23 protein-coding genes are annotated in these 25009 nt (G+C 71.2%); 13 read left to right on the top strand and 10 right to left on the bottom strand.

The annotated features are described in order from the left end of the window. Positions 1-6: 6 nt before the first annotated feature. Positions 7-639, bottom strand: coding sequence for a TetR/AcrR family transcriptional regulator (locus tag ACH34Q_RS23400; protein ID WP_395985186.1), 633 nt, complete (start codon positions 637-639; stop codon positions 7-9). Positions 640-644: 5 nt separating this feature from the next. Next, on the bottom strand, positions 645-1280 hold the full coding sequence (locus tag ACH34Q_RS23395) for a TetR/AcrR family transcriptional regulator (RefSeq protein ID WP_395985158.1): 636 nt from the start codon (positions 1278-1280) through the stop codon (positions 645-647). A 143-nt stretch (positions 1281-1423) separates the two neighbouring features. On the opposite strand from ACH34Q_RS23395, the gene ACH34Q_RS23390 reads away from it, so the two are divergent. The 4 genes from ACH34Q_RS23390 (at position 1424) to ACH34Q_RS23375 (ending at position 6278) form a co-directional block, all read left to right on the top strand. After that, a complete protein-coding gene (locus ACH34Q_RS23390; protein WP_395985157.1) occupies positions 1424-2743 on the top strand; it encodes an ABC transporter substrate-binding protein in 1320 nt (439 codons plus the stop codon). Between the two features lie 66 nt (positions 2744-2809). After that, entirely contained in the window at positions 2810-3793 is a 984-nt protein-coding gene (locus tag ACH34Q_RS23385; RefSeq protein ID WP_395985156.1) for a branched-chain amino acid ABC transporter permease, read from the top strand. Between the two features lie 4 nt (positions 3794-3797). Beyond that, positions 3798-5519, top strand: coding sequence for an ATP-binding cassette domain-containing protein (locus ACH34Q_RS23380; RefSeq protein WP_395985155.1), 1722 nt, complete (start codon positions 3798-3800; stop codon positions 5517-5519). 27 nt (positions 5520-5546) lie between these two features. Further along, positions 5547-6278, top strand: coding sequence for an ABC transporter ATP-binding protein (locus ACH34Q_RS23375; protein WP_395985154.1), 732 nt, complete (start codon positions 5547-5549; stop codon positions 6276-6278). A gap of 158 nt (positions 6279-6436) precedes the next feature. On the opposite strand, the gene ACH34Q_RS23370 is transcribed toward ACH34Q_RS23375, so the two are convergent. The 6 genes from ACH34Q_RS23370 to ACH34Q_RS23345 all read right to left on the bottom strand — a co-directional run bounded on the left by ACH34Q_RS23370 (position 6437) and on the right by ACH34Q_RS23345 (position 12373). Further along, the gene (locus tag ACH34Q_RS23370) at positions 6437-7279 is read right to left on the bottom strand and encodes a fumarylacetoacetate hydrolase family protein (RefSeq protein ID WP_395985153.1); all 843 of its coding nucleotides are present in this window, start codon (positions 7277-7279) and stop codon (positions 6437-6439) included. Between the two features lie 9 nt (positions 7280-7288). After that, complete coding sequence (locus ACH34Q_RS23365) at positions 7289-8149, bottom strand: alpha/beta fold hydrolase (RefSeq protein ID WP_395985152.1); 861 nt, start codon at positions 8147-8149, stop codon at positions 7289-7291. After that, complete coding sequence (locus ACH34Q_RS23360; protein WP_395985151.1) at positions 8146-9315, bottom strand: acyl-CoA dehydrogenase family protein; 1170 nt, start codon at positions 9313-9315, stop codon at positions 8146-8148. The genes ACH34Q_RS23365 and ACH34Q_RS23360 overlap by 4 nt, the downstream gene beginning before the upstream one ends. Positions 9316-9441: 126 nt before the next feature. Then, a complete protein-coding gene (locus ACH34Q_RS23355; RefSeq protein WP_395985150.1) occupies positions 9442-10281 on the bottom strand; it encodes an alpha/beta fold hydrolase in 840 nt (279 codons plus the stop codon). After that, the gene (locus ACH34Q_RS23350) at positions 10278-11201 is read right to left on the bottom strand and encodes a VOC family protein (RefSeq protein ID WP_395985149.1); all 924 of its coding nucleotides are present in this window, start codon (positions 11199-11201) and stop codon (positions 10278-10280) included. The genes ACH34Q_RS23355 and ACH34Q_RS23350 overlap by 4 nt, the downstream gene beginning before the upstream one ends. Beyond that, positions 11198-12373, bottom strand: a complete 1176-nt coding sequence (locus tag ACH34Q_RS23345; protein ID WP_395985148.1) for a hypothetical protein — start codon at positions 12371-12373, stop codon at positions 11198-11200. Before ACH34Q_RS23345 ends, ACH34Q_RS23350 begins: the two co-directional genes overlap by 4 nt. Positions 12374-12706: 333 nt before the next feature. On the opposite strand from ACH34Q_RS23345, the gene ACH34Q_RS23340 reads away from it, so the two are divergent. The 7 genes from ACH34Q_RS23340 (at position 12707) to ACH34Q_RS23310 (ending at position 20201) form a co-directional block, all read left to right on the top strand. Continuing rightward, positions 12707-13702 (top strand): oxaloacetate decarboxylase, encoded by a 996-nt coding sequence (locus ACH34Q_RS23340; protein ID WP_395985147.1) that lies wholly within the window; start codon positions 12707-12709, stop codon positions 13700-13702. Beyond that, positions 13699-15105, top strand: coding sequence for an FAD-dependent oxidoreductase (locus ACH34Q_RS23335; RefSeq protein ID WP_395985146.1), 1407 nt, complete (start codon positions 13699-13701; stop codon positions 15103-15105). Before ACH34Q_RS23340 ends, ACH34Q_RS23335 begins: the two co-directional genes overlap by 4 nt. A gap of 116 nt (positions 15106-15221) precedes the next feature. Next, positions 15222-15971, top strand: coding sequence for an SDR family NAD(P)-dependent oxidoreductase (locus ACH34Q_RS23330; RefSeq protein WP_395985145.1), 750 nt, complete (start codon positions 15222-15224; stop codon positions 15969-15971). A 29-nt stretch (positions 15972-16000) separates the two neighbouring features. Continuing rightward, positions 16001-16588 carry a cysteine hydrolase family protein gene (locus ACH34Q_RS23325; RefSeq protein ID WP_395985144.1) on the top strand — a complete coding sequence of 196 codons (588 nt, stop codon included), beginning with the start codon at positions 16001-16003 and terminating at the stop codon, positions 16586-16588. Between the two features lie 9 nt (positions 16589-16597). Next, a complete protein-coding gene (locus ACH34Q_RS23320; protein ID WP_395985143.1) occupies positions 16598-18070 on the top strand; it encodes an FAD-dependent oxidoreductase in 1473 nt (490 codons plus the stop codon). 2 nt (positions 18071-18072) lie between these two features. Further along, positions 18073-18876 (top strand): aspartate/glutamate racemase family protein, encoded by an 804-nt coding sequence (locus tag ACH34Q_RS23315; RefSeq protein ID WP_395985185.1) that lies wholly within the window; start codon positions 18073-18075, stop codon positions 18874-18876. Next, entirely contained in the window at positions 18873-20201 is a 1329-nt protein-coding gene (locus ACH34Q_RS23310; RefSeq protein WP_395985142.1) for an FAD-dependent oxidoreductase, read from the top strand. Before ACH34Q_RS23315 ends, ACH34Q_RS23310 begins: the two co-directional genes overlap by 4 nt. 25 nt (positions 20202-20226) lie before the next feature. Here the strand turns inward: ACH34Q_RS23310 and ACH34Q_RS23305 are convergent, their stop codons facing one another. Further along, the gene (locus tag ACH34Q_RS23305) at positions 20227-21675 is read right to left on the bottom strand and encodes an FAD-dependent oxidoreductase (protein ID WP_395985141.1); all 1449 of its coding nucleotides are present in this window, start codon (positions 21673-21675) and stop codon (positions 20227-20229) included. Positions 21676-21851: 176 nt separating this feature from the next. Here ACH34Q_RS23305 and ACH34Q_RS23300 point away from each other — a divergent pair, with 176 nt between their 5' ends. Then, positions 21852-22688, top strand: coding sequence for a VOC family protein (locus tag ACH34Q_RS23300; RefSeq protein WP_395985140.1), 837 nt, complete (start codon positions 21852-21854; stop codon positions 22686-22688). A 20-nt stretch (positions 22689-22708) separates the two neighbouring features. Here ACH34Q_RS23300 and ACH34Q_RS23295 read toward each other — a convergent pair whose 3' ends face one another. Then, positions 22709-24118: an aldehyde dehydrogenase family protein gene (locus ACH34Q_RS23295; protein WP_395985139.1), complete on the bottom strand. Its 1410-nt coding sequence runs from the start codon at positions 24116-24118 to the stop codon at positions 22709-22711. Between the two features lie 139 nt (positions 24119-24257). Between ACH34Q_RS23295 and ACH34Q_RS23290 the strand changes: the two genes are divergently transcribed. Next, positions 24258-24971, top strand: a complete 714-nt coding sequence (locus ACH34Q_RS23290; protein ID WP_395985138.1) for a hypothetical protein — start codon at positions 24258-24260, stop codon at positions 24969-24971. Positions 24972-25009: the final 38 nt, after the last annotated feature.

Genomic DNA, 25009 nt, shown 5'->3' with positions numbered 1-25009 from the left:
GGCCGGTCAGGCGGCGGCGACGGCCTGCTCGACGATGGTCACGATGATCGTGATGAAGTCGTCGGGATCCCAGGTGTCGCCGACCTGGTGGGCCAGGAAGAGCCCGTCGGTGGAGGCCACGACGATCCGGGCCAGGTCCATCGCGAGCTCGGGGTGGCGGGCCTGCAGTTCGGTGCTGAAGTACGAGGTGAACCAGGCCGCGATGCTGTTGGTCACCGAGTCGCGGGTGGCCAGGAAGTACTGGCGCCCCTCCGCCTCCACCTCGCGGGACTCCAGCAGCAGCATGTGCCCGATGCGGAGGAAGTCAGGGGCTGCGGGCAGGGTGCGTACCGACCGCGAGAGGATCGCGCGCAGTCCCTCGGCCAGCGAGCGCTCGTCGCGGGGATCGCGCTGCCAGCGCGGCTCGGCGGAGATCCACTGCTCGAAGCTGTGCCGGACGACCTCGGCGAGCAGGTGGTCCTTGTCCCGGAAGAACCAGTAGACGGAGCTGGCCGGCAATCCGGACCGCTTGGTGACCCGCGAGATCGTGGTGCCCTCGTAGCCGCACTCGGCGGCGATCTCGGCGGCGGCCTTGAGAATGCGGACCCGGGAGATCTCCCGGTCGTCGTCGGGGCGGCGGGTGGACGGTGTGGACGGCATCGTGCTCACGCCGCCTCGGCGAGCCAGGTCACGGCCTGCGCGTGCACGCCGGCGGCGATCAGGTCGACCAGCCGCTCCAGGTTCCAGCCCCGGCCGGATCGGACGCCGACGTAGAGCCCGTCCATGACGGCGAGATGGAACCGGGCCAGCCGGTCGGCGACGTCCCGTGCCTGTTCGGGGGAATCTGCGGGCAGTACCTGCTCCCACCAGTCGCGGATGGCATCGCGGGTCTCGGCGCGGACCTCGATGTAGCGCCGCCGTGCCGCCGGCTCCTTCGGACGGTTGGCCAGGCCGAGCATCAGGCCGAGGCTCCAGAACTCCGGGCTGTCGGTGATGGCGCGCGAGGCGCGCTGCAGCCGGTCGCGGATCTCCTCGGCCGGGTCGGAGATCCCGACCCGCCCCTGCCAGGTCGGTGCGGTCTCCCGCCAGCGCCGGTAGCTGAACTCCAGGGTCTCGGCGAGCAGCCCGTCCTTGTTGCGGAAGTGCCAGTAGACGGAGCTGGGGGGTAGCCCGGTGGCCTCCGTGACCAAGGCGATCGAGGTGCCGTCGTAGCCGCGCTCGGCCGCGATGGCGAGGGTGGCCTCCAGGATCCGCAGCCTCGATTCCTCGCCCTGCTGGTGGCGCCGTGCCGTCTTCCGCATCCGCACATCCTTCCTGCTCACCGCGAACCCGGGCTCGGTGGGGGTTGTGTCGACCATCACATCATGGGTACGGTCACCTCGCGTCCCTGTAGCGATCACTCCAATCAATGTAGTGATCAATACGGAGCGAACGGAGACGAACGATGCCCACCCCACCCAGCCATCTCCGCCGTCGGCGGCTGATCGCCCCCCTCCTGGCCACGCTGACGGCGGCCGCGACCCTGACCGCCTGCGGTACCGGTGACGCGGGCGTCACCGCCGCGGACGCCAAGGCCCAGGCCGCCGACCTCGTCAAGGTCCTCAAGCTCCCGGCCGGCACCGGCCTGGGCGGTGACGTCACGTTCAAGCTCGGTGCCGCCCTCACCCTGTCGGGCCCGTCCGCGAGCAACGGCGAGTCGATGCGGAACGCCATCGAGCTCGCGATCGAGCAGATCAAGGCGGCCGGCGGGCCCACGATCGAGCTGAGCGTCAAGGACATCAAGGGCCCCGATCCCGTCGCCGCCAAGCAGGCCGCGTCGGAACTGGCGGCCGAAGGCGTTCCGGCCAAGATCACCTCGATGGGCGACGGCCTCGGCGCGATGCTGGGCGACACCGACAAGAACAAGATCCTCAGCCTGGACGGTGTCGGCGGCGCCCAGGTCTTCACCAAGGGCACGCAGTACTTCTACGGCACCCGCGAGGTCGCGCCGTCCGACGCGGTGCCCGGCGCCCTGGAGTGGTTCAAGCGCACCCGGCCCAAGGGCAAGACCGTCGGCCTGGTCGGCGTCGACCTCGGCCCGCTGAACGCGGCCATCCAGGCGGACATGAAGACGAAGATCGAGGCCGCCGGCCTGACCTTCAACGGCCTGTGGGAGACCGTCGCGCCGAGCTCGCAGGACTACGCGAGCATGATCGCGAAGGTCAAGAAGAACCAGCCGGACCTGCTCTGGGTGGCCTTCGGCGGTGCGGCGCCGGGTGCGTTCGCGGCTCAGGCGAAGAGCGCCGGGCTCGACAGCCAGTTGCTCGGCATCGAGTTCACGCAGGAAGCGGTCAAGTCGTCCAAGGGCGTGCTCGACGCCGACGGCTTCACGTTCGCGATGGACTACTTCGACGCGTCCGCGCCGTCCAACCCGCTGGCCAAGCTCTTCGCCGACGCGTACAAGAAGGCGTACGGCGAACCGGCGGACTTCTACGCGGCGAACGCGTACGAGGAGACCCTGATGATCTGGGACCTCATCCGCCGGGTCAAGGCGGCCGGCGGGAAGCCGGACGACAGCTCGCAGCTCAAGGCGGCGCTGGAGAAGAACCCCGCCTTCGCCTCGGTCTACGGCGGTGACGCCGGCACGGCGGGCGTGCTCGAGATCGACCTGGCGACGCACGGTGTCGCCCGCCGCCCGATGGGGGTCTTCGAGTACAAGGACGGCAAGGTCAAGGCGCTGGCCACCTACGACGTCGAGGGCCAGGACTTCCGCCTCGCGGACTGACCGGCTTCGCGTTTCGGGGGGCGGCCCGCGGCGGGCCGTCCCTCCTCCCTCGATTCCGGAGGATCCATGCAAGCCCTACTGGACAGCGAACTCTGGCAGCTGACCGCCAATGGACTCGTCCGCGGCACGTTCTATGCCGCCCTCGGCGCCGGGCTGGCCCTCGTCATCGGGGTCACCACCCGCTTCCACTTCGCCTACGCGCTGACCTACACCGTGGCGCCCTATGCGGCCTTCTGGATCATGGACGGTGTCGGCGTGCCGTTCTGGCCGGCGGCGCTCATCGGCCTGGCCGCGGCGGTCGCCGTGAGCGTGCTGCTGGAGTCCGGTGTGTACGAGCCCGTCGCGCGCCGCGCGGCCGACCGCGCCATGCTCGCCGTACTGGTGACCTCGATCGGTGTCAGTACCGCCGGGCTCGCGCTGCTCCAGTTGAAGTTCGGTACGAGCGGCCTGCCGTTCGACGGGCCGGAGCCGTCGCGGTACGACCTCGGCCCGGTGCGGATCTCCAGCTTCGACCTCGAGCAGGCGGCCACCTGCCTGGTGCTCGTCATCGGTCTCGCCGCGTTCCTGGCACGGACGCCGATCGGCCGCTCGATCAAGGCGGTCCGCAGCAATCCGGGGCTTGCCGGCGTGCTGGGGATCAGCGTCCGGCGGATCAACCTCGTCTGCTTCGCCGTCGCGGGGCTCATCTCCGGTGCGTGCGCGCTCTGGTACGCCCTGCTCTACACGGCACAGCCGGCCATGGGTGACACGGTGGTCGTCTACGGCTTCGTGGTGGCCTTCCTCGCGGGCACCCGTTCCTCGCCGCTGCGCGCGCTGCCGGTGGGCATCGGGCTCGGGTTGCTGGAGCAGTGGGCATCGCATTGGCTGCCGCTGCAGTGGACCCAGACCGCCGTCTTCATCGTCCTCACCGGCTATCTCGCGTTCCTCGCGGGCAAGGACCGCCTGCCGCGGCTCCGTACCGCCCGTCCCGCACCGTCGAAGCCCGCGCCGCTGGAGCCCGCGCCGCTGGAGCCCGCAACGTCGAAGCGCGCGCCGCTGAAGAAGGTCTGACACCATGTGGATCAACTATCTGGACCAGGCGCTGCTGCTCGCCGCGCTCGCCGTCAGCGTCAACCTGCTCGTCGGGTACGCCGGGCAGGTGTCGGTCGCGCACGCCGCCTTCGCGGGCGTCGGCGGGTACACCGTCTGCTTTCTCGCCGGCGAGCACCGCTGGCCCTACCTCGCCTCGCTCGCCCTCGCCGTACTGATCGCGACCGCGTTCGGCGTCGTGATCGGGCTGATCGCGCTCGGGCTCGCCCAGGAGTTCCTCATCCTGATGACGCTGGCGTTCTCGCTGGGGATCATCGGCGTCTTCGCGACCTTCGACTCGCTCGGCGGCGTCATGGGCATCACCGGTGTCGACGGGCTGCGGCTGTTCGGGGTGGCGTTGGACTCCCCGTCCGACTGGCTGATCCCGTCGGCGGCGGTCCTCGCCCTGGTCTACGCCGTCTGTCGGCGCCTGGGTGAATCGCCGTTCGGTCGGGTGCTCAAGGGCATCCGCGAGGACACCGTGGCCACCCGGGCGCTGGGTAAGAACACCTTCGGCTACAAGATCGGCATTTTCGCGATCACCAGTGGGCTGGCCGGGCTGGTCGGCGGCGTCTACTCGGGCTGGCTCGGCCAGGCGACCCCGTCGGCGTTCGGGTTCCCGCTCGCGATGACGGTTTTCGCGATGGTCATCGTCGGCGGCAGCGCCAACCTCACCGGCTCGATCGTGGCCGGCGTCGCGCTCACGATGATCGAGCCGGCGCTGCGCGAGGGCCTCGGCGTACAGAGCACCCAGGCCGCGCTGCTGCAGGTGGTCCTGTACGGCGTGCTGCTGGTGCTCGTCATGATCGTCCGGCCGCAGGGCCTGTTCCCCGAGCGCTCCCGGCAGCCCGTCGCACCCGCCGCCGGACCCGCCGAGTCGCGCGCGCGGGTATCCCCGCGTCTCGATCTGGCGGGCGAGGCGCCCGGCCGCGTTCCCTACGGCGAGACCGACGTGGTGCTACGGGCGGAGGGGCTGTCCAAGAGCTTCGGCGGCATCACCGCTGCCAAGGACATCGGGCTTGAACTGCGGCGCGGCACCATCACGGCGCTCGTCGGCCCGAACGGTGCCGGCAAGACGACGGCGTTCAACCTGCTCACCGGCACCATCGTCCCGGACGCGGGATCGGTACTGCTGAACGGCACGGAGCTGGTCGGGATGCGCCCGGACCGGATCGTCCGCGCCGGGCTGGTGCGCACCTTCCAGGACGTCCGGCTCCTCGACCGCCTGACCTGCCTGGAGAACGTCATGCTCGCCGTACCCGGGCAGCCGGGGGAGCGGCTGGACCGTCTCTTCGTGCCCGGCCGCAGCGTCTCCCGGGCGGACCGGGAGGTCGCCGAGCAGGCGATGCGGTGGCTGGAGTTCGTCGGCCTGGCCGACCAGGCCGGAACGGCGGCGGACGCGCTCTCCTACGGCCAGTCGAAGCTGGTCTCGCTAGCGCGGGCGCTGGCCACCCGCGCGGATGTGCTGCTGCTCGACGAGCCCGCCTCCGGTGTGGACGCGGCCTGGGTGGACACGATGCTCTCGATGGTCGCCGCCGTACGGGACGAGGGCCGCACCGTCTGCCTGGTCGAGCACAACCTGGACGTGGTGCGCGAGCTGTCCGACCACACCTGCTTCATGGAACTCGGTGAGATCACCGCGTCCGGAACGCTCGCCGAGCTGACCGGCTCGGCCCGGCTCGCCGAGGCCTACTTCGGTGCCCAGTAACACACTTCGTGCCCAGTAAGGAGACTCATGACCCAGGACAGCGCGGTACTGGACGGGCCGCTGCTCGAAGTGAGCGACCTGGTGGCCGGCTACGGACGCAAGGAGGTACTGCACGGGGTCGGCCTCCGGGTCGGGGCCGGTGAGATCGTGACCCTGATGGGGCACAACGGCGCGGGCAAGACCACCATGATCCGATCCGTGCTCGGCGCGGTCCGCCCGCGCTCGGGATCGGTTCGGATCGCAGGCCGGGACACCACCCGCCGGCCGGTTCGTACGGCCGTGGCGGCCGGCGTCGCGATGATCCCGTCGGAACGGTTCGTGTTTCCCGACCTGTCGGTGCACGACAACCTGCTGCTCGGCGCCGCCAACGCGCCGTCCGGCTCCGATACCGCCGAACGGCTCGCGACGGTCATCGAGCTCTTTCCGATCCTGACGGAGCGTGCGAAGCAGCCGGCCGGCTCGATGTCGGGCGGGCAGCAGCGGATGGTCAGCCTGGGCATGGCGCTGATGGCCCGGCCAAAGCTGCTGCTGCTGGACGAGCCGTCCCTGGGGCTCGCTCCCTCGGTGGTGGAGACCATCTTCGGGCGGCTGCGCGCACTCGCCGACGACGAGCGGATCGGCATCCTGCTGCTCGAGCAGAACGTCAAGCAGGCCCTGCGGATCACCGACCGCGCGTACGCCATGCGCTCGGGGCGAGTGATCCTGGAGGAGAGCGCGGAGCAACTGCGGCTCCGCACCGACTTCTGGGATCTGTTCTAGGCGTTGATCGCAGTAGCTCAGCCACCGCGCGAGCGCGTTGACTGCCCGGGCGAGGCGACGCCGGAGGCGAGCCTCACCCGGGCAGATCGCGAAGCGATGCAGCGCTCGCACAAGGCACGGTCAGGTGCGAGCCGCCAGGCGAGTACCTGGGCCGGGACTTAATAAAACCTGTGCTCCATCTCGCCGATGCCTTCCACCCAGGTGCGCAGCGTCTCCCCGGATCGCAGGAAGCGCTGCGGGCTCATCCCGAAGCCGACGCCGTCGGGCGTACCGGTGAAGATCACGTCGCCGGGTCGCAGGGTGATCACCTCCGACAGCTTCGCGATCGTGCGCGGGATGGAGTAGAGCAGCTTGGACGTGCGCCCGCTCTGTACCGTCTCGCCATCGATCGAGCAGCCCAGCGCGAGGTCATCGCGGTCGGCGATCTCGTCCAGGGTCACCAGCCAGGGACCGATCGGCGCGAAGCCCGGGTAGGACTTGGCGAAGCCGAACTGCGGGGCCTGGCCGGTGAACTGCAGGATCCGTTCCGACAGGTCCTGGCCTACCGACAGGCCGGCCACGTGGTCCCAGGCCGCGTCGGCCGTGACCCGGTGGGCCGTCCGGCCGATGACGACGACGACCTCGACCTCCCAGTCGGTGTGGCCGCCGTCCGGCAACTCGATCTCGCCGTAGGGCCCGGTGATGGACGAGGCGAACTTGGTGAAGACCGGTGGCAGGTGCTCCGGCGGCTCGAACCCGGTCTCCGCCGCGTGGTCGGCGTAGTTCAGCCCGATCGCGACCACCTGCGACGGGGCCGGCGACGGCGACCCGAGCCCGGCCTTGCCGAGTTCGACGTCCGGTACGGGGACGGCGGTCGACGCCCAGGCCGTGAAGGCGTCCCAGTCGTCGTAGACGCCCTGCGGGTCCGGGCCGAAGCGGCCGCCCGAGGCGGTCGCGATGTCGGCGGCCTTGCCGTCGGAGCCGACGATCACGGCCCGGCCCTCGTGGTTGGCGATGCGCATGTACGTTCCTTAGATCCGGCCGTCGATCAGGCCCATCAGGAGCCGCTCGAAGGTCTCGGGGTGCTCGATCTGGGTCCAGTGGCCGCACTGCCCGATCACGTAGAGGTCGGCGTTCGGCAGTTTGGCGGCGAAGTACTCGCTCGCGTCGACCGGGATGATCCGGTCGTCGCGCCCGTGGACGCAGAGCACCTCGTGGGGGATGGTCGCGAGCTCCTCGGGAGTGAAGAAGCGGCGGGCCCCGTCCGGGTCGAACGACGCCTCGTGCGACCGGCGGACGTCCTCCCTGGTCACGTACGACATCCGTTCCGCCACAACGCGGTCCACGGTGTCGAGCAGGGGTTCGAGGTCGTACACGAACTCGGTCAGCAGCCCCTTGAGGGACTCCGCGGAGGGGTCCGCGTAGAACTCGCGGAGGTGCTTGAGGCCGGGACTGGCCGGAAGTCCCGGCGCGCCACCGCTGCCCATCAGCAGCACCTTGCCGACCAGTTGCGGCCGGGCCAGCGTCATCAGGAGGGCGAGCTGGCCGCCCATCGAGTTGCCGACCAGGTGGACCTTCTCCAGGCCCAGACCGTCCACCAGCGCCAGCAGCGCCTCGGCCCGCAGGTCGTTGAACGGGCCCATCCCGCGCGGTGCGTCCAGCGGATGCGAGGAGTCCCCGAACCCGATCTGGTCCGGCGCCAGGCACCAGAACCGGTGCCCGAGGTCGGAGATGATCCGTTTCCAGTTCGACAGCCCGGTCGCGCCGGGGCCGGAGCCGTGCAGGAACAGGACGGCCTCCGTACCGCGCTCGCCGGTCTCGTGCAGCCGGAACGTCAGCTCGCCGCCGCGTACCCGGACAGCGACATCCGAGGAGGTGATGGGAGCGGTCACAGGTGCACCACCGCGAGCTTCTCGGCACCGAGGTGCCGGCCGCCCCAGGCCTTGGCCAGCGGGTCGTCGAAGAGGAAAGCGTGGCTGCCGGCCGCGATGGCGTCCTGGAACCTGGCCTGGAGCGGATGGTCGATGAAGGCCGAACGGCCCGACGAGACCCGCATCAGCGCCTGCACCGTGTCGATCGCCGCGTTCGCCGACCGGGCGACGTCCCAGCGCCAGAAGGCGCGCTGCTCCAGGGAGGGGATCTCGCCGCGCTCGGCGTGCTCCATCAGCTCGTCGGCGGTCCGCTTGACCTTCAGGACGGCGGCGTCGAGCTGCCAGGCCCCCTCGGCGAGGTGGTTCTGCACGACGGGCTCCTCGCGGAGCAGCTGGCCGTAGTTGGTGCGGCGGCCGCGGGTCTCGGCGACCCACTGGTCGTAGAAGCCGAGGCAGGCACCGAGCGCCCCGGCGGCGATGATCAGGTTGAAGGTGACGGCCCACGGCGTCCGGTACAGCGGCCCGTCGTTGAGCTCCTGGCCGGGCAGCGGCGTACCGAGGCCGTGCGTGTAGTGGACGTGCGACTGGCCGCGGTGCTCCGGTACGAAGACGCCGTCCACGACGATGTCGTTGGAGCCGGTACCGCGCAGGCCCGCGACGTTCCAGGTCTCCTCGATCCGGTAGTCGGCGCGGTCCAGGATCACGGACGTGAAGTCGGGATATTCGGTCCCGTTCACCTCGCGCCGCCCGGCGATGCCGCCGAGGATGACGCCGGAGCAGATCCCGCTGCCGGAGGAGAAGCTCCACCGGCCCGACACCTGGTAGCCGCCGGACACCTTCTCGATCTTGCCGGTCGGGGTGTACGAGGAGGCGATCCTGCGCGCCGGGTCGGCGCCCCAGATCTCCTGCTGTGCCTGCTCGGAGAAGAGGGCGATCTGCCACGGGTGGACGCCGATGACGGAGGCCACCCAGCCGGCCGACGCGGAGGCGCGGCCGATCTCGATCACCGTCTCGGCGTACTCCGCCAGATGGACCTCGCCGCCGCCCCACCGGGCCGGCTGAAGCGCGCGCAGCACCCCGGTCGAGTCGAGTGCCGCGACGGCCTCGTCGGTGAGCCGCCCCTGGTCCGCGCTCGGCGCGTCGGCGGCGGCGAGGGCGGCCGCGGCGGCCCTCGCCTTGTCGATCATGCTCATGTCCATCCCGTCTCGGTTGCTTCCTGGGGCGGACCCCAGACCCCAGGGCTCCGCCCGAACAGCCCAGTTGCTTTCTGGGGGCGGACCCCCAGACCCCCAGGGCTCCGCCCGAACAGCGGCTTAGTTTTCGACGAAGGTGCGCAGGATCGACTGGAAGCGCGCCGCCTGCTCGATCTGGGTCCAGTGGCCGCACTTGTCGATCACGTAGAGATCCGCCTGCGGCAGGTGCTCGGCCAGGTAGTGGCCGCACTCCAGCGGCACGATGACGTCCTGGCGGCCGTGCACCACCAGCGTCGGCTTGTCGATCTCGGCCAGGTCCTCCGGTGCGAAGCTGAGCATCTCTGGGCCGAACATGGCCCGGTGCCCGGCCTCGATCCAGGGGCGCCGCACGATCGGCATCCGCTCGGCCGCCACCGCCTCGACGGTGTCGCCGAACGCGGCCTTGTCGTGCACGAACCGGATGAGCAGATCGGCCATCGCCTCGACGGTCGGGTCGTCGAAGTAGGTGATGAGCTTGATCAGCTCCGGGGTCGGCTCCAGGCCCGGCATGCCGCCCGAGCCCATCAGCACGATCTTGTCGATGAGGTCCGGCCGCAGCTGCGCCATGCGCAGCGAGTACATCCCGCCCATCGAGTTGCCGACCAGGACGACCTTCTCCAGGCCCAGCGCGTCGATGAGCTGGAACAGCGCTTCGATGCGTACCTCGGCCTGCGCGGCGAAGCCCTGCGGCTGCGGATCCGGGTGGCTGGAGTCGCCGAAGCCCAGGATGTCGGGGGCGACGCAGTGGAACGTGTCGCCGAGGCCCTCGATGACCGCCCGCCAGTTGGACGCGGCGGTCACGCCCGGTCCGGAGCCGTGCAGCAGGAGCAGGGCGGGCGCGCCCAGGGTGCCGGTCTGGTTGACGCGCAGGTGGCGGCCGCCACCGATCGCGATGTCCTCGACGCGGATCGCGGCGGTCATCCGGCCGCCTCCTTCTCGGTGATCGTACGGAAGATTCCGGGCGGTCCGTCGAGGTAGGCCTGGGCGCGGTGGTGCCCCCAGATCGACGGCAGGTCGTGGCTGCCCGCGACCCAGGTGAGGTCGTCCACGGTGACGCCGCCGTGGCCGTACTCGATCTGCATCGAGGACGGGGTCTGCACGTAGATGGAGGTCATCAGGTCGTTGGAGTGCCGGCCGAGCGACAGCAGGATCTCCCGGTCCGGGTCGGCCGTGAACAGGTCGATCGCGGTGCCCAGGTCGTCGAACGACTCGACCTCCAGCATCAGGTGGTTGATGCCGGTCATGCCGGGGATCTCGGCGACGGCCAGTGAGTGGTGGCGGCCGTTGCAGTGGTAGAAGCGCAGGTTGAAGACGTCGCTCTTCACCCGGTCCGACAGCCGGAAGCCCATCGTCTCGGCGTAGAACGCGTCGGCCCGTTCGAGGTCGGGCACGATGAGCACGATGTGGCCCAGGCCGAGGTCGCCGGTGACGAAGCGGCCGCGCATGGGGCGGGCCGGGAAGAACGAGTTGGGCGTGGAGTGCTGGCCCCAGACGATCTCGTGCCGGTTGCCGAACGGGTCGGTGAACCAGTAGAGCTCGGCGACCTGGCGTTCCTTGAGCTCCCCGGCGCCGCCGGCGTGCAGCTCGATGCCCTTGTCCCGCAGTTCGGCGGCGTACGCCCGCAGGCCCGTCTCGTTGCCGCAGTCCCAGCCGACGTAGCGGAGCTCGTCCCGCTCCGCCGGGTGGACGGCGATGCGGTAGCCCTTGTCATCGACCTTGACCCGGACCGCGCCGTCCGCGCCGTCCTCGGCGATGACCGCGCCGAGCAGCCGGGTGGCGTAGTCGCGCCACTCCTCGGCCTTCGGGGACGCGATCCCCAGGTACGCGAGTTGCGAAATCACAGCATGACCTCCGGGGCGGTGGAGCCGAGCAGGGCGGCGCCGTAGTACTGGCCGACGCCGTCGGACACGAGGAACGCGTGGCCGAGTTCGGCGGTCACGTCCTGGAAGAGGCGGTGCAGCGGGTGGTCGACGAAGACGGTGCGGCCCGAGGCGACCCGCATCAGCTTGTTGACCGCGAAGCCGGCCTCCTGGCAGCCCTTGGTGACGTTCCAGCGCAGCCGGGCCCGCTGCCGCTTGTCCAGGAAGACCCCGGCCTCGGCGGCCTCGGTGATCGTGTCGATCGCGTCGTACATCTTCAGGACGGCCGCGTCGTGGATCCACTCGGCCTCGGCCAGGTGCATCTGCATCAGCGGGTCGTCGGCGTAGGTGCCGCCCCAGTTCGCCTTGCGGACGCTGGTGTCGGCCGTCCAGTCGTCCAGGACGCGGCGGCCGAGACCGAGCATCGGCGCGACGAGGACCAGGTTGAACATGACGGCCCACGGCACCTTGTAGAGGGCGGCCGGGTTGGCCTCCATGCCGGGGGCGGGGCGGTCGGGGTTGTACTCGTAGAGCGGGCTGGACAGGAAGCGGCGCGCCGGGATGAACGCGTCCGCGACGACGATGTCCTTGCTTCCCGTACCGCGTGAGCCGCGGACGTGCCAGGTGTCCTCGATGACGTACTGGTCGCGGTACAGCAGCGCGGATCCGTAGTTCGGGACCTCGACGCCCGGCGCGGCCTCGACCTTCCCGGCGAACCCGCCGAGGATCACGCCCTGGGCGTGGTCGCAGCCGGAGGAGAACGACCAGCGGCCGGAGACCCGGTAGCCGCCGTCGACCGGCTCGATCCTGCCGGTGGGGGCGTACGAGGAGGAGGCGTTCCAGTCCGGGTCGGACTCCCAGATCTCGGTCTGCGTCTCCTCGGGGAACAGCGCCAGCTGCCACGGGTGCGATCCCATGACCCCGGCCACCCAGCCCGCCGAGGGGGCGATCCGGCCGAGTTCGTAGACGCCGGTGAGGTGCTCGCGCAGGGACAGTTCGGCGCCGCCCCAGCGCTTGGGCTGGAGGCCGCGCATGAGGCCGGTCTCCTGCATGTGGGTGAAGGCCCGGCCGGTCAGCGAGCGCTGGTCGGCCGAAAGGTCCTCCTCGGCGCGAAACTCCGGCTCGAGCCGGCGGATCTCGTCCAGGACGGTCATCGGCGAGGTTCCTTCGGTTGTGAGGGCGGGGTGGGTGACGTGACCGGCATCTCTGTAACAGTCACTACATGGAACCGTAGAGCGGTCACTCCAGAGAAGGCAAGGGATCGCGCCGGAAATCTCTGCCTGCGAGCACAGTCGAACTTGCCCCGGGCCTGCGGATCGCCGCATGTCGCGGAGGTGTCGCTCCTCTGGTTCGAAGGCGTGGGATCGGAGTTGAGGCAGCCGAACGCCACGGCGGGGCGACGGTCGGCCGGCTTGCCGGGGTTGCGCTACGTGGGTGACTGGTGTCACGGTTAGGCTCTGTAGTAATCGCTACATGGAGGAGTCGCTGTGCCGCATCCCTCACCCTGGGAGCCGGGCCTGCTCCCGTCGCTGACCGGCGTCGGCCCCGGCCCGAGCGCCCGTGACAAGCGGGTCGCGCTGCGCTCCGCGCTGGCCGCAGCGGGGGCCGGGCAGGGCGGGGCGATCGAGCCCTTGGTACTGCCGGGCGCGACCGACGCCCTGGGCGCACGGCTCATCGAGGAGGCCGGGTTCGCCGCCGTCTACGCCACCGGTGCCGGGCTGGCCAACGCCGGCTTCGGCCTGCCCGACATCGGGCTGATCTCCCAGACGGAGGTCGTCGATCATGCAGGCAGGCTCGCCGAGGCGACCCGCGTCCCGCTGATCTGCGACGCCGACACCGGCTACGGCGGCCCGCTCGCCGCGATGCGCACCGTCCGGCTGCTGGAACGCGCCGGGGTGGCCGGCCTCCAGCTGGAGGACCAGGAGATGCCCAAGCGGTGCGGCCATTTCGACTCCCACACGCTCATCCCGGCCGGCCATATGCAGACCAAGATCGCGGCGGCGTGCGAGGCGCGGAGCGCGGGGGCGGGCGCCGATGACGGGCTCGTGATCATCGCCCGTACGGACGCCCGGTCCGCCGACGGGATCGACGAGGCGATCGAGCGTGGCCGCGCCTACGCCGAGGCCGGTGCCGACGTGCTGTTCATCGAGGCGCCCCGGACGGTCGGCGAGCTCGCCCTGGTCGGCCGCGAGCTGGCCGGCGTACCGCTGATCGTCAACGTCGTCGAGGGCGGCAAGACCCCGCAGCTGGAGCTGGCGGAGTACGCCGAGCTTGGCTTCGGTGTCGTGCTGTTCGCCAACTACCTGATGCGCTCGATGCATCTGGCCGGCCGGGAGGCGCTGGAGCATCTGCGCGAGCACGGCGAGACCGCCTCCCGGGCCGACCGGATGGCCGGCTGGTCGGAGCGGCAGAACCTGTTCAACCTGCCGCGGTTCAGCGCCGCCGAGACTGCGCTGGACCGGGAGCTGGGGAGCGCCACGTGAGCTCCGTCCCCGGCCTGCCGGTCGAGACGGACCCGCCCGAGCACGTCGGCGTCCTGGTCCTCGGCGCCGGCCTCGCCGGATGCGCCGCGCTGCTGGCGGCCGCCGAGGCGGGCCGGTACGCCGTACTGCTGGAGAAGACCGGCGAGATCGGCGGCTCCACCGTGAAGTCCGCGGGCCTGTCCGCGTTCGCCGGTACCGACGAGCAGGCCGAGCAGGGCATCGCCGACTCCGTCGAACTGCTCCGCGAGGACCTGCTCGAAGTCGGGAGGCGGCGCAGCGATCCGGCGCTGGTCGAGCTGTACTGCGAGCACCAGCTGGCGACCTACCGCTGGCTGAAGGAGCACGGCGTCCGGTACGGCGAGATCCACGCGGCCTCGGGCCAGTCGGTGCCGCGCAGCCACCCCACCGACACCACCCGCATGCTGGAACTGCTGCTCAAGGCGGCCGGTGGGCTCGGCGCCCGGATCATGTTCGACGCGCCGGCCGCCCGGCTGCTGTGCGACGGCTCCCGGGTGACCGGGGCCCGGCTCGCCGGCGGCCGCGAGGTACGGGCCGACGCCGTCGTGCTCGCCACCGGCGGCTTCTCGATGAACGCGGAACTGCTCGAAACGTTCGCGCCGCAGATGGAGCACGCGCTGCGCCAGGGCGGCACCGGCAACCAGGGCGACGGCCTCAAGATGGCCATGGCGCTGGGAGCGGGAGTACGCGACACCCCGTACATCAAGGGAACCTACGGGCACTTCCACGTCGAGCACCCGGACGAGGACGGCACCGGCATCCTCGCCGTCTACAAGGGCGCGATCGCGGTCAACCGCGAAGGACGCCGGTTCGTCGACGAGTCGAAGAACTACAAGGAGATCGGCGACGCCGCGCTCGCCCAGCCCGGCGTGACCACCTGGCAGGTCTTCGACGCCCGGACGATGGCCCTGGCCAACGACGAGGTACCGATCTACGAGTTCGCCGGACGCGAGCGGGCCGGGATGCTCCTCAAGGCGGACACGATCGCCGGGCTGGAGACCGAGATCGGCCTCCCCGAGGGCTCTCTGCAGCGCACGGTCGGCGAGTACAACACCGCGACCGCACAGGGCCAGGACGACCCGTTCGGACGAGCGCACCTGTCCGGCGGGGTCGGCCGACCGGTACCGATCGACCGGCCGCCCTTCTACGCCCACCCGTCGGGGACCGTCGTGCTCGCCACGTACTGCGGACTCACCGTCGACACCCGCATGCGGGTCACCGACTGGTGGGGCAAGCCGATCGAAGGCCTCTACGCGGCCGGCGAGATCACCGGCGGCTTCCACGGCGTCGGCTACATGACCGGGACCTCCATCGGGAAGTCGGGCGTCTTCGGCCGGCTCGCCGGCCGGAACGCCGCCGGCGAGGAAAGCGAGATCCAGTGGTGACGGTGCTGCCTCTGGGGGCGGACCCCCAGACCCCCGGGGCTTCGCCCGAAGTGCCAGTGCTGCCTCTGGGGGCGGACCCCCAGACCCCCGGGGTGCGTTCTAGGGGACCGTTCGACATGACCGGCCAGGTCGCCTTGGTGGTCGGTGCTGCCGCCGGTGGCCTCGGCGAACGCGCCGCGCAGGCTCTGGCGGGCGCCGGTGCGAAGGTCGCCGTCGCCGACCTGGCTTCGCGCGCCGAGGACCTCGCCGCCACGGCGCGGGCCTGCGAGGCGAGCACGCATGAGGTCGACGTCACCGACGAGGGCTCCGTCGCGGCCCTCATCGACGGCGCCATCGCCGCGCACGGCCGGCTCGACGTCGTGGTCAATGCCGCGGGCGTCATGCTGCGCAAACCGTACGACGAGACCTCGGTCGAGGAGTTCGAACGGGTCGTCCGGGTCAACCTCACCGGGACCTGGCTGGTCGGTCGCGAGGCGGGCAAGGCGCTCACCAGGCAGGGCAGTGGCGGCCGCATCGTCAACCTCACCACCGTCTACGCCGAGCGTGTCGGACCCGTCCCCGAGTCGGCGTACTACGCGTCCAAGGCCGGCGTCGTGAACGTGACCCGGTCGCTGGCCGCCGAACTCGGCCCGCACGGCATCAACGTCAACTGCCTGGCCCCCGGCGTCTTCTACCCCACCCAGATGACCGCCGCGCTCGGCGCCGAGCCCGACCGGCTGCGGTGGTTCGGCGAACGGACCATGCTCGGCCGGCTCGGCGATCCCGACACCGACCTCACCGGCCCCCTGCTCCTGCTCGCGAGCCCCGCCGCCTCGTACATGACCGGCCAGGTCGTGTACGTCGACGGCGGCTGGTCCGCCTGGTAACGCCCATTTCGACCCCCAAGGAGATTGTGATGACCGCAGCAAAGAAGGCCCTGCTCATGCTCGACTACCAGGTCGCGCTCTGCGAGGAGGGGCCCCACCTGCGGATGCCCCCGCTCGCCGCGCAGATCGCCGAACGAGGCGTCCTGGCGACGGCCGAGCGGGTGCTCACCGCCGCCCGCGCGGCCGGGGTGCTCGTCGTCCATGTACGGCTCGCGTTCGACCCGTCCTACAAGCTGCGCACCAACCGGCTGCCCCGCTTCGACCCGTACGAGGAGCAGCGCGCGATGCTCGCGGACTCGCCCGAGGCGCAGATCGTCAAGGCGCTGGCACCGGTCGCGGGCGAGCCCGTCATCGACAAGGGCTGCGTCGACCCGTTCGTGGGGACGGCGCTGCGCGAGGTCCTGGCGGCCGAAGGGGTCACCGAGGTCGTCCTCGGCGGCGTCGCCACCAACCTGGTCGTCGAGTCGGCGGCCCGGCACGCCTCCGACTCCGGCCTGCAGGTGACCGTCGTCGAGGACATGTGCGCTTCGTTCCGTCCCGACTTCCACGAGTTCTCCGTGACGAACATCCTGCCGCTGTTCGGCTCCGTGACCGGTTCCGCCGAGCTCGGGTTCTGAGGGCCGATCATGACCGAGCAGACCCACCGGTACGACGTCGTCGTGGTCGGCGGCGGAGTCGCGGGCCTGTCGGCCGCGGTCGCGGCGGCCGAGGACGGCGCCCGCGTCGCCGTTCTGGAGCGCTCCCCGGAGGCCGAGACCGGCGGCAACACCCGCCACACCGAGGCGTTCCTGCGGATGAAGTCGGCGGAGGAGGTCGCGGACGGCTTCGAGGACGCCCTCGTGGACGACTTCATGGGGCACCCCGATCCGTCCGTCGTCGACGACGCGGTGCTCCCGCCCCGGCGGCAGAGCGCGCTCTACCGCGCCACCCACACCATCGACCCGGACTACGTCGCCACGCTGGCCGAGAGCGCGCCGCCGACGCTGCGCTGGATGTCGGGCCACGGCGTCCGGTTCGACTTCATGCCGACCCCGTTCCTCACCCGGTCGACGACCCGGATGGCGCCGGTCGGCGGCGGCCTCGCCATCGTGGAGACGATGGGCAAGGTCGCGCGCGGGCTCGGTGTGGAGTTCCACTTCGAGACCACGGCCCGCCGGCTCACCTTCTCTGAACGGGGCGTCAGCGGTGTGTTCGCGCACACCTCCGGCGGTCCCGCGACGTTCGAGGGCGCCGTCGTCCTCGCCAGCGGCGGCTACCAGGGCAACGCCGAACTGATGGCCCGCTACCACGGCGACAGGGCGCTGACCTGCCGTCCCGTCGCCAGGGGTGGCAACTACAACAAGGGTGAAGGGCTGGAGATGGCGCTGGCGCTCGGCGCCGCCACCGCCGGGAACTTCGCCCTCTTCCACGCCGAGCCGGTCGACCCGCGCAGCGGCGAGGCCGAGGCCGCGATCTTCTGCTTCCCGTACGGCGTGCTGATCAACAAGGAGGGGCGGCGGTTCGTCGACGAGGCGCGCGGCACCGTCGACGCCTGGTACGAGCGGACCACCCGTGCCATCCAGGACCAGACCGACGGGATCGCCTGGGTGATCCTCGATCAGCAGGGGCTGGCGGTGCCGAACCTGATGGCGGGCGTCCGCACCGACATTCCGCCGGTCACCGCCGGCGGCATCGGCGAACTCGCATCACGGTTGGGACTGCCCGTCGCGGCCGTGGAAACCACCATCGAGGCGTACAACGCCGCCTGCCCTTCCTCGGACGGCTTCGACCCCACCATCCCCGACGGCCTCGCGACCGACGGCCTCGCAACTGACGGGAGCGTCCCCCCGAAGTCGAACTGGAGCCGGCCCATCGCGCAAGGGCCGTTCGCCGCGTACCCGATCATGGCGGCCAACGTCTTCACCTTCGGCGGCCTCAAGACCACCGCCGCCGCCGAGGTCGTCGACCGCGACGGCCGTTCCATGACCGGCCTGTACGCGGCGGGAGAGCTGACCGGGCTGTACTACTCCAACTACACCGGCTCCACCTCGGTGCTGCGCGGCGCGACGTTCGGCCGGATCGCCGGAGTGAACGCGGCCGCGTTCATGGCGGGGGCGTGAGCATGCGGATCTGGCACCAATCGTTCACGGTCCTCGATGACGTACCGCACTACCGCGACGCGCTGGCCCGCCACCTGCGGTCACAGGCGGGTCCCGGCACCGAGATCGACTTTCACGGGATGAAGCCCGGCACGTACCCGTCGGACTACCCGGGGACGCACATCGGCTACGCCTACCTCGCCGGGCTGCATAAGGAGCAGTTCGTGCACGCCGCTCTGCGGGCGGAGGACGAGGGATATGACGCCTTCCTTATCGCGACGATCCCCGACACCGCGTACGAGGAGGTCCGGACGGTCGTCGACATCCCGGTCGTCGCGTTCGGCCAGACCTCGGTACTCATGGCAGGTGCGCTCGGCGACCGTGTCGGGATCGTCAACTTCATCGGCGCCCTGGAACCCCAACTGCGCCGCAACCTGCGCAACTACAGGCTGGACCAGCTCGTCGGCCCCATCGTCCAGGTCGAGGCGGAGTTCACCGACGTGATGGCCGCGTACGCCGACCCGAAGCCCCTGCTGGACGCGTTCGTCCGGGCCGCACGCAAAGCGATCGAGGCAGGCGCGAACGTCATCGTCCCCGGCGAGGGACCGCTCAACGTGTTCCTCGCCGACCAGGGACTGTCCCGGGTCGACGACGTGCCGGTGCTCGACTCCCTCGGTACCTGCGTCCGCGTCGCGGAGCTGCGCGCGGCCCAGTTCCAGACCAGCGGGCTCGCCCCGGCACGGAAGGGGTTCTACGGCGCGCGCCCGCCCCGCCCGCTGATCGACGCCGCGCGGGACTTCTACGGTACGAGCAGGACCCTCACGTGACAGCGGACGGCTGGGACACCGAGGTCGACGTCGCCATAGTCGGCGGCGGGGCGTGCGGTGTGATGGCCGCCCTCCGAGCGGCACGCGATCCCGCCCTCATCGTCGCCGTCTTCGAGAAGTCCACCCGCGAGGGCTGCAACGCCGCCATCTCCTCGGGCTCTCTCGCCGCCGGAGGCACCCGCTGGCAGGCGGCCGCGGGTATCGACGACTCGCCGCGGCGGCACGCCGACGACATCCTCCGCGCCAGCGGCGACGAGGAATGGCGCCCGGTGGTGGAGGCGCTCTGCGCGGCGGCCCCGGAACTCGTGGAATGGATCGCCGACACCGGCTACCCCATCGAGCTCGGCGCCGACATGCCCCGCGCGGGCATGACGGCCCCGCGCCTGCACACCGACACCGGACGGCTCGGTGGCGCCCGTCTCATGCGCCACCTGCGTGCCCTCCTCGAAGCCCACGACAACATCGCCTTCGTCGACGAGGCCCCCGCCGTCGACCTCGTGTCCCACGACGGCGAGGTCGCCGGCGTCGTCATCTCTCAGAACGGCTCCCTGCAACGCGTCCGGGCAGAAGCCGTCGTCCTCGCCACCGACGGCTTCGCAGGCGACCAGGCCCTGGTCAAGGAGCACCTGCCCCACATCGGAACCCCCTTCTACGGCGGGGTCTCCACCTCGACCGGCGACGGGCTCGCCTGGGCGCGCCGTCTCGGCGGGCAGGTGCGGAACATGGGCTCCGGCCTGCGCTCCGGCCTCGTCGTCGTCGACCACGGCACCCGGGTGTCCCCGGCGCTGCCGTTCAACGGCGCGGTCCTGGTCGGCCTCGACGGCGAGCGCTTCGTCGATGAGGAGTCCAAGGGCTACTCGTCCATGGCCGGCATCCTGGCGCGGCAGCCGGGCGAACGCGCCGCGATGATCTGGGACGCCACCGCGATGGCCGCCACCCGCGAGTCGGAGATGATGCGGGAATCCCTCGCCGCAGGCGCCATCCACGACAGCCCCACCATCGAGGACCTGGCCGCCTCGCTGGGCCGGACGCTCGAAGAGACCGAGCGCGCCCTGACCCCGCTGCCCGGCCGCCGCCACCTCACCGCGCCGTACCATCTCGCCTGGGTCACCCACGGCCTGCTCGCCACTCAGGGCGGCCTCGTGATCGACCCGTACGGCCGTGTCCTGGACGGCATGGGCGCACCGATCCCCCGCCTGTACGCCGGCGGCGGCACCGCCTGCGGCCTGGCCGGCCCCCACTCCGACGGCTACCTGTCAGGAAACGGCCTGCTCTCCGCCTTCGGCATGGGCTGGATCATCGGCAACGGACTGGCCGCCGGATGAGCCCGCCAGCTTCGACCCCGCGCGGTCAATCGGCTCGCGCGGGGGCCAGGCGGCTGCCCAGTAGGCGGCCGAAGGAGAGGGCCGGGGTGACGAGCATGCCGCCGCAGAAGCTGTTGCCGCAGGTGGCGGCGGCGCCGATCACTTCGCCGGCGGCGTAGACCCCGTCCATCGGGGTGCCGTCGGTGCGGCGCACGCGCAGCTGCTCGTCGACGTCCAGGCCGGAGAACGTGATGAGCGTGATGGCGTGGTTCTGGATGGCGAAGAACGGGGGTTCCGCGATGGGGGCGGGCAGATGGGTGCGGCCGAACTCGGCGTCGTGCCGGGCTTCGACCGCCTCGTTGTAACGCTCGACGGTGGCGGTGAGGCCGTCCGGGGCGATGCCGGTGAGGGCGGCCAGTTCGGTGAGCGTGTCCGCCTTGTGGATGCCGGGGCGCACGCCCGCCTTGGCCGCGACATCGTCGGGGCTCCAGCCGATGACCATCGGGACCGAGGCGAGCCGCGCCGTGTCGTCGAAGACCGTCCAGAACGTCCCGTCGGCGGAGGTGGCGAGCGCACGTTCCTTGAGGTCGATGCTGGGCTCGTCCTCGGCGACGAACCGGCGGCCGGTGCGGTCGACGTAGATCTCCCACGGGGGGCGTTCGGAGGCGATCAGCAGTGGGCGCTCGTCGTAGTAGGCCTTGCCGGGAGTGGTGGGGTGCGGGAGCCCGCCGAAGGTCGGCAGGTACTGGCCGCGTCCGGCGATCGCCGCGCCCGCCTCCCGCGCGATGACGATGCCGTCGCCGGTGGACGTCGGATGCGCGGCGCTGACGAGGGTCGCTCCCTCGATCTCCTCGAACAGTTCCCGATCGGAGGCGAAGCCGCCGGTGGCGATCACGACCGCCGGGGCATGCACGTCGACCTCCTCGACCCCGTTGCGCAGGACGGTGACGCTCGGGGTGCCGCCGGGCCGTTCGGTGAGGCCGATCGTGGCGCTGCCGAGCCACAGGTCGACGCGTCCGGCGGCGATCTGCTCGTCCAGCAGGCGCCGGAGCACGGCGAGGATGGAGAGGCCGGCGTCCTTGCCGTAGTGGGTCCGGGGGATGCCGTACGGCTCGTGCCCGTAGACCAGCCGGGGCGACTCGGCCGCGAACTCGAATCCCTGGGCGTCCAGCCAGTCGATGGTCTCGGGAGCGTGCCGGGCGGCCAGCTCGACCAGGTCGGAACGGGCGGTGCCGCCGCTGATCCGCTCGATGTCGGCGATGTGCTCCTGCACAGAGTCCTCGATACCGCGCTCCCGCTGCCGCCGGGTGCCGCCGGCCGACATGTGGCCGCCGGTGGTGTGCAGGGTGCCGCCGATCCGGGAGTCCTTCTCCACCAATAGGACTTGTGCGCCCCGGGCCGCGGCCTCGATGGCGCACGGGATGCCGCCGGTACCGGCTCCGACGATGACGAGGTCGTACCGCTGATCCGTCCGCACCTGCTGATCCGTCGGCACGCTCGCTCCTTCGTTCCGTTTAAAGGAACAATGTTCCACTGATCTGGTTCCATGGTGCCCGTGATGGCGTTCCGGTGCAAGGTCATGGCGCTTCGCTGGAAGGTGGACGGTTGACGCCTGCGAACACCCCGGCCTAGGTTGCCGTCGAAATGAAACATTGTTCCACTGGAGGAAATATGCCGCTCGGAGCCGTCATCGAGGCCGTGGTGGCCACGCGTGACCTCGCCGCGTCCGTCGACTTCCACACCCGCGCGTTCGGCCTGGACGTCCTGCACCGGGACGCGGACGGTGCGCTGCTCGGCGCACCGGGAGGCGACACCGGACGGCTCCGGCTGGTGGCGGCGCCGGACGCCCCCGACCTGCCCGCCCCCAGGCTCTGGGACATCGGGCCGCGCCTGCTCGGCATCTACTCGCGCGACCTGGAGCGGACGGCCGCCGCCATCGACGCCGCCGGCGGCCGGTCCCGCGACCGGGTGACCTACCCCTACGGCGCCGCGACGCTCAGCGAGTTCGTCGCGCTCGGCGCGGACGGCGTCTGGTGGACGATCCCGCGAGCCGTCGCCGGCGGCCACCGGCCGAGCCCGGCGCTGGAGGGGGACCCCGCCCGGCCGCACGGCGAACTGCACACCGCGGTGATCGTTCCCGCCGACCACGACGCCGCCGTCGGCTTCTTCGTCGAGGCGGGCGGCCTGCAGATCCTCTTCGAGGGCGAGATGTCGGGCGAGCCGTTCGACCGGATGACCGGGATCCCCGCAGACGGGTCCCTGCGGCTGACGTTCCTCGTCTCGCCCGGTCACGCGCCCGCCCGGCTGGAGATCATGTCGTTCGGCGGGGTGGACGCCGAGGACCTGTCCGGCCGCCCGCTCGGCCTGCGCCGCCTGGTGTTCGCGTCCGACGACCCGGCCGCCACCCTGGCGGACCTGGTCAAGGCGGGCGGTGCCCCTATCGACGCCACCTCGCTGCGGGGCCCGGCCGGTGTCGAGATCGAAGTCCGCCCGACGAAGAGGTCCTGAGCGCTGTCACCACCACCAGGTCACCACCACCAGGGCGCCGCGTCCTCGGGGGAACGGATCAGGAAGGAGCGCTGCCGCTGGAAACGGCGGATGGAGGCGGCGCCCATCCTGGATCCGCCGAGGCCCGAGGACTTGAAGGCGTTCTTCTCGCCGTCCTGGACGAACCCGGTCAGGGACGCGTCGTTGATGCTGATCCCGCCCGCCTCCAGCCGTTCCCCGACCGCGAGGGCGGCCTCGGTGGTGGCGGCGAACACGGCGGCGGACAGGCCGAACTCGCTGTCGTTCGCCAGCGCCACCGCCTCGTCGGTGCCGCTGAACGGCATGACCGGCAGCACCGGCCCGAACGTCTCCTCCCGCATGATCTTCATCGTGTGGTCGACGCCGGTGAGGACGGTGGGCTCCAGGTAGGAGCCGCCGCCGAGGACGCGGATCTCGCCACCGCAGTGGACGGTCGCGCCACGGGCGACCGCGTCGGCGAGTTGCTCCTCGATGATCGCCACCTGGGCTGCGGAGATCACCGGGCCGAGTTCGCCGTCGGTCACCTCGGGGTAGGCCAGGCCGATCTTGCGGGCCCGCCCGACCAGCAGGCCGACGAACTCCTCGAACGCGGGCTCGGCCACGTAGACGCGTTCGATCGACATGCAGGAGTGGCCGGTGTTGACCGCCCCGCCGTACAGGATCGCCCGCGCGGCGCGGTCGAGGTCGGCGTCCGCGCAGACGATCGCGGGGTCCTTGCCGCCGAGTTCGAGGAACGCGGGGATGAACCTGGCCGCCGCCGCGGCGCCGACCGCGCGGCCGGTCCGCACGCTTCCGGTGAAGCAGACCAGGTCCACTGTGCCGACGACGGCCGCGCCGGTCGCGCCGTCCCCGTCGATGACGCCGAGGACGCCGTCCAGCGCGGCGGCCGTGACGCAGTCGCGCAGGACGGCGGCGAAGCGCGGGGTGATCTCGCTCGGTTTGAGCAGGACGGCGGAGCCGGCCAGCAGCGCGGGCACGGTATCGATCATCGCGAGCAGCAGCGGGAAGTTCCACGGGCTGATCACGCCGGTCACCGCGTACGGCAGCGGATCCTGCCGCAGGCCGACCCCCGGCATCGAGGTCGGGACGGTGCCGGGCTCCGGGAGCAGGCCCGGTGCCCGATCGCACCAGCGGTCCAGGGACGCCAGGACGCTGTCGACCTCCAGCCGGGAGACCGCCAGCCGGCCGGTGTCGCGGACCAGCGCGGCCACCATCGCCTCGCCGCGTTCCGCGAGCGCGTCCCGGAACCGGCGCAGCGCGGCCACGCGGCCCGGCACGCCGAGGGCGAGCCACTCCGGCTGCGCGGCGCGGGCCGAGGCGGCCGCCGCGCCGACCTCTGCCGCGTCCGCGCACGTGAGGGTGTGGTCCGCGCGCCCGGTACGGGGATCGCGTACGTCGATCGTTCGTCCCATCGGACCTCCCGAGAGTTCGTTCCGGCGACTGTGCTCGTTCACGTGCGTGATTTTGTTCCGCCGACTGTAACGGTGTTCCGAGAAAACCGGAATGATGGTACGAATAATAGTCTGACGTTTACCCCCCGACGGAGGATCCGTGACCGGCACCCATGGCTGGACCCTGCACAGCTGGGCGATCCTGCTGCACATCGTCCTCTTCGTCTACTGGCTGGGCGGCGACCTCGGCGTCTTCTACTCCAGCCGGTTCATCCTGAAGCGGGAGCTGTCCACCGAGGCCCGCGGGGTCGCGGTGAAGATCATGCACGTCGTCGACATGGCGCCGCGGATCTGCCTGGTGCTCTTCCTGCCCAGCGGCATCACGCTGATGGCCGCTGACGAGCTCGGCCGCGACACCTTCGGCGGTTGGCGGCTCGCCGCGATCTGGGTCCTCGCGCTGATCTGGCTCTGGCTCGTGATCGCCGACTACCGTCGAAAGCCCGGCCGGTTCGGCGACCTGGTGCACCGTACCGACCTGGTGGTGCGCGGCGGCCTCATCGCGGTCCTGCTCGGCGCCGCCGCGTACACCTTCGTGGTGGACGAGCCGTTCGGTGTGACGTCCAACCCCAAGTGGCTGGCGGGCAAGGTCGCCGCCTACGCCCTCTGCATCGCCGCCGGCCTGATGATCCGGGTGAAGCTCCAGCCGTTCGGTGCCGCTTGGGGCACGCTGGTCGCCAAGGGCAGTGACCCCGCAGTGGAACGTGACATCCGTGGCGCCGTGCAGGGCAGCATCCCGTACGTCCTGGCCATCTGGACGCTCGTCGTCGTCGCGGCGGTGCTGGGTGTGGTCAAGCCTGGGATGACGGCGTACTGAATGCGTGACCTCGGCGAACGTTCTCCCGGCGTGCCGGG

The organism is Actinomadura sp. 9N407 (genome assembly GCF_044326315.1).
Lineage (GTDB): Bacteria > Actinomycetota > Actinomycetes > Streptosporangiales > Streptosporangiaceae > Spirillospora.
The sequence above is the reverse complement of the archived record's forward strand: the minus strand, read 5'-3'. Positions and strand labels throughout refer to the sequence as shown.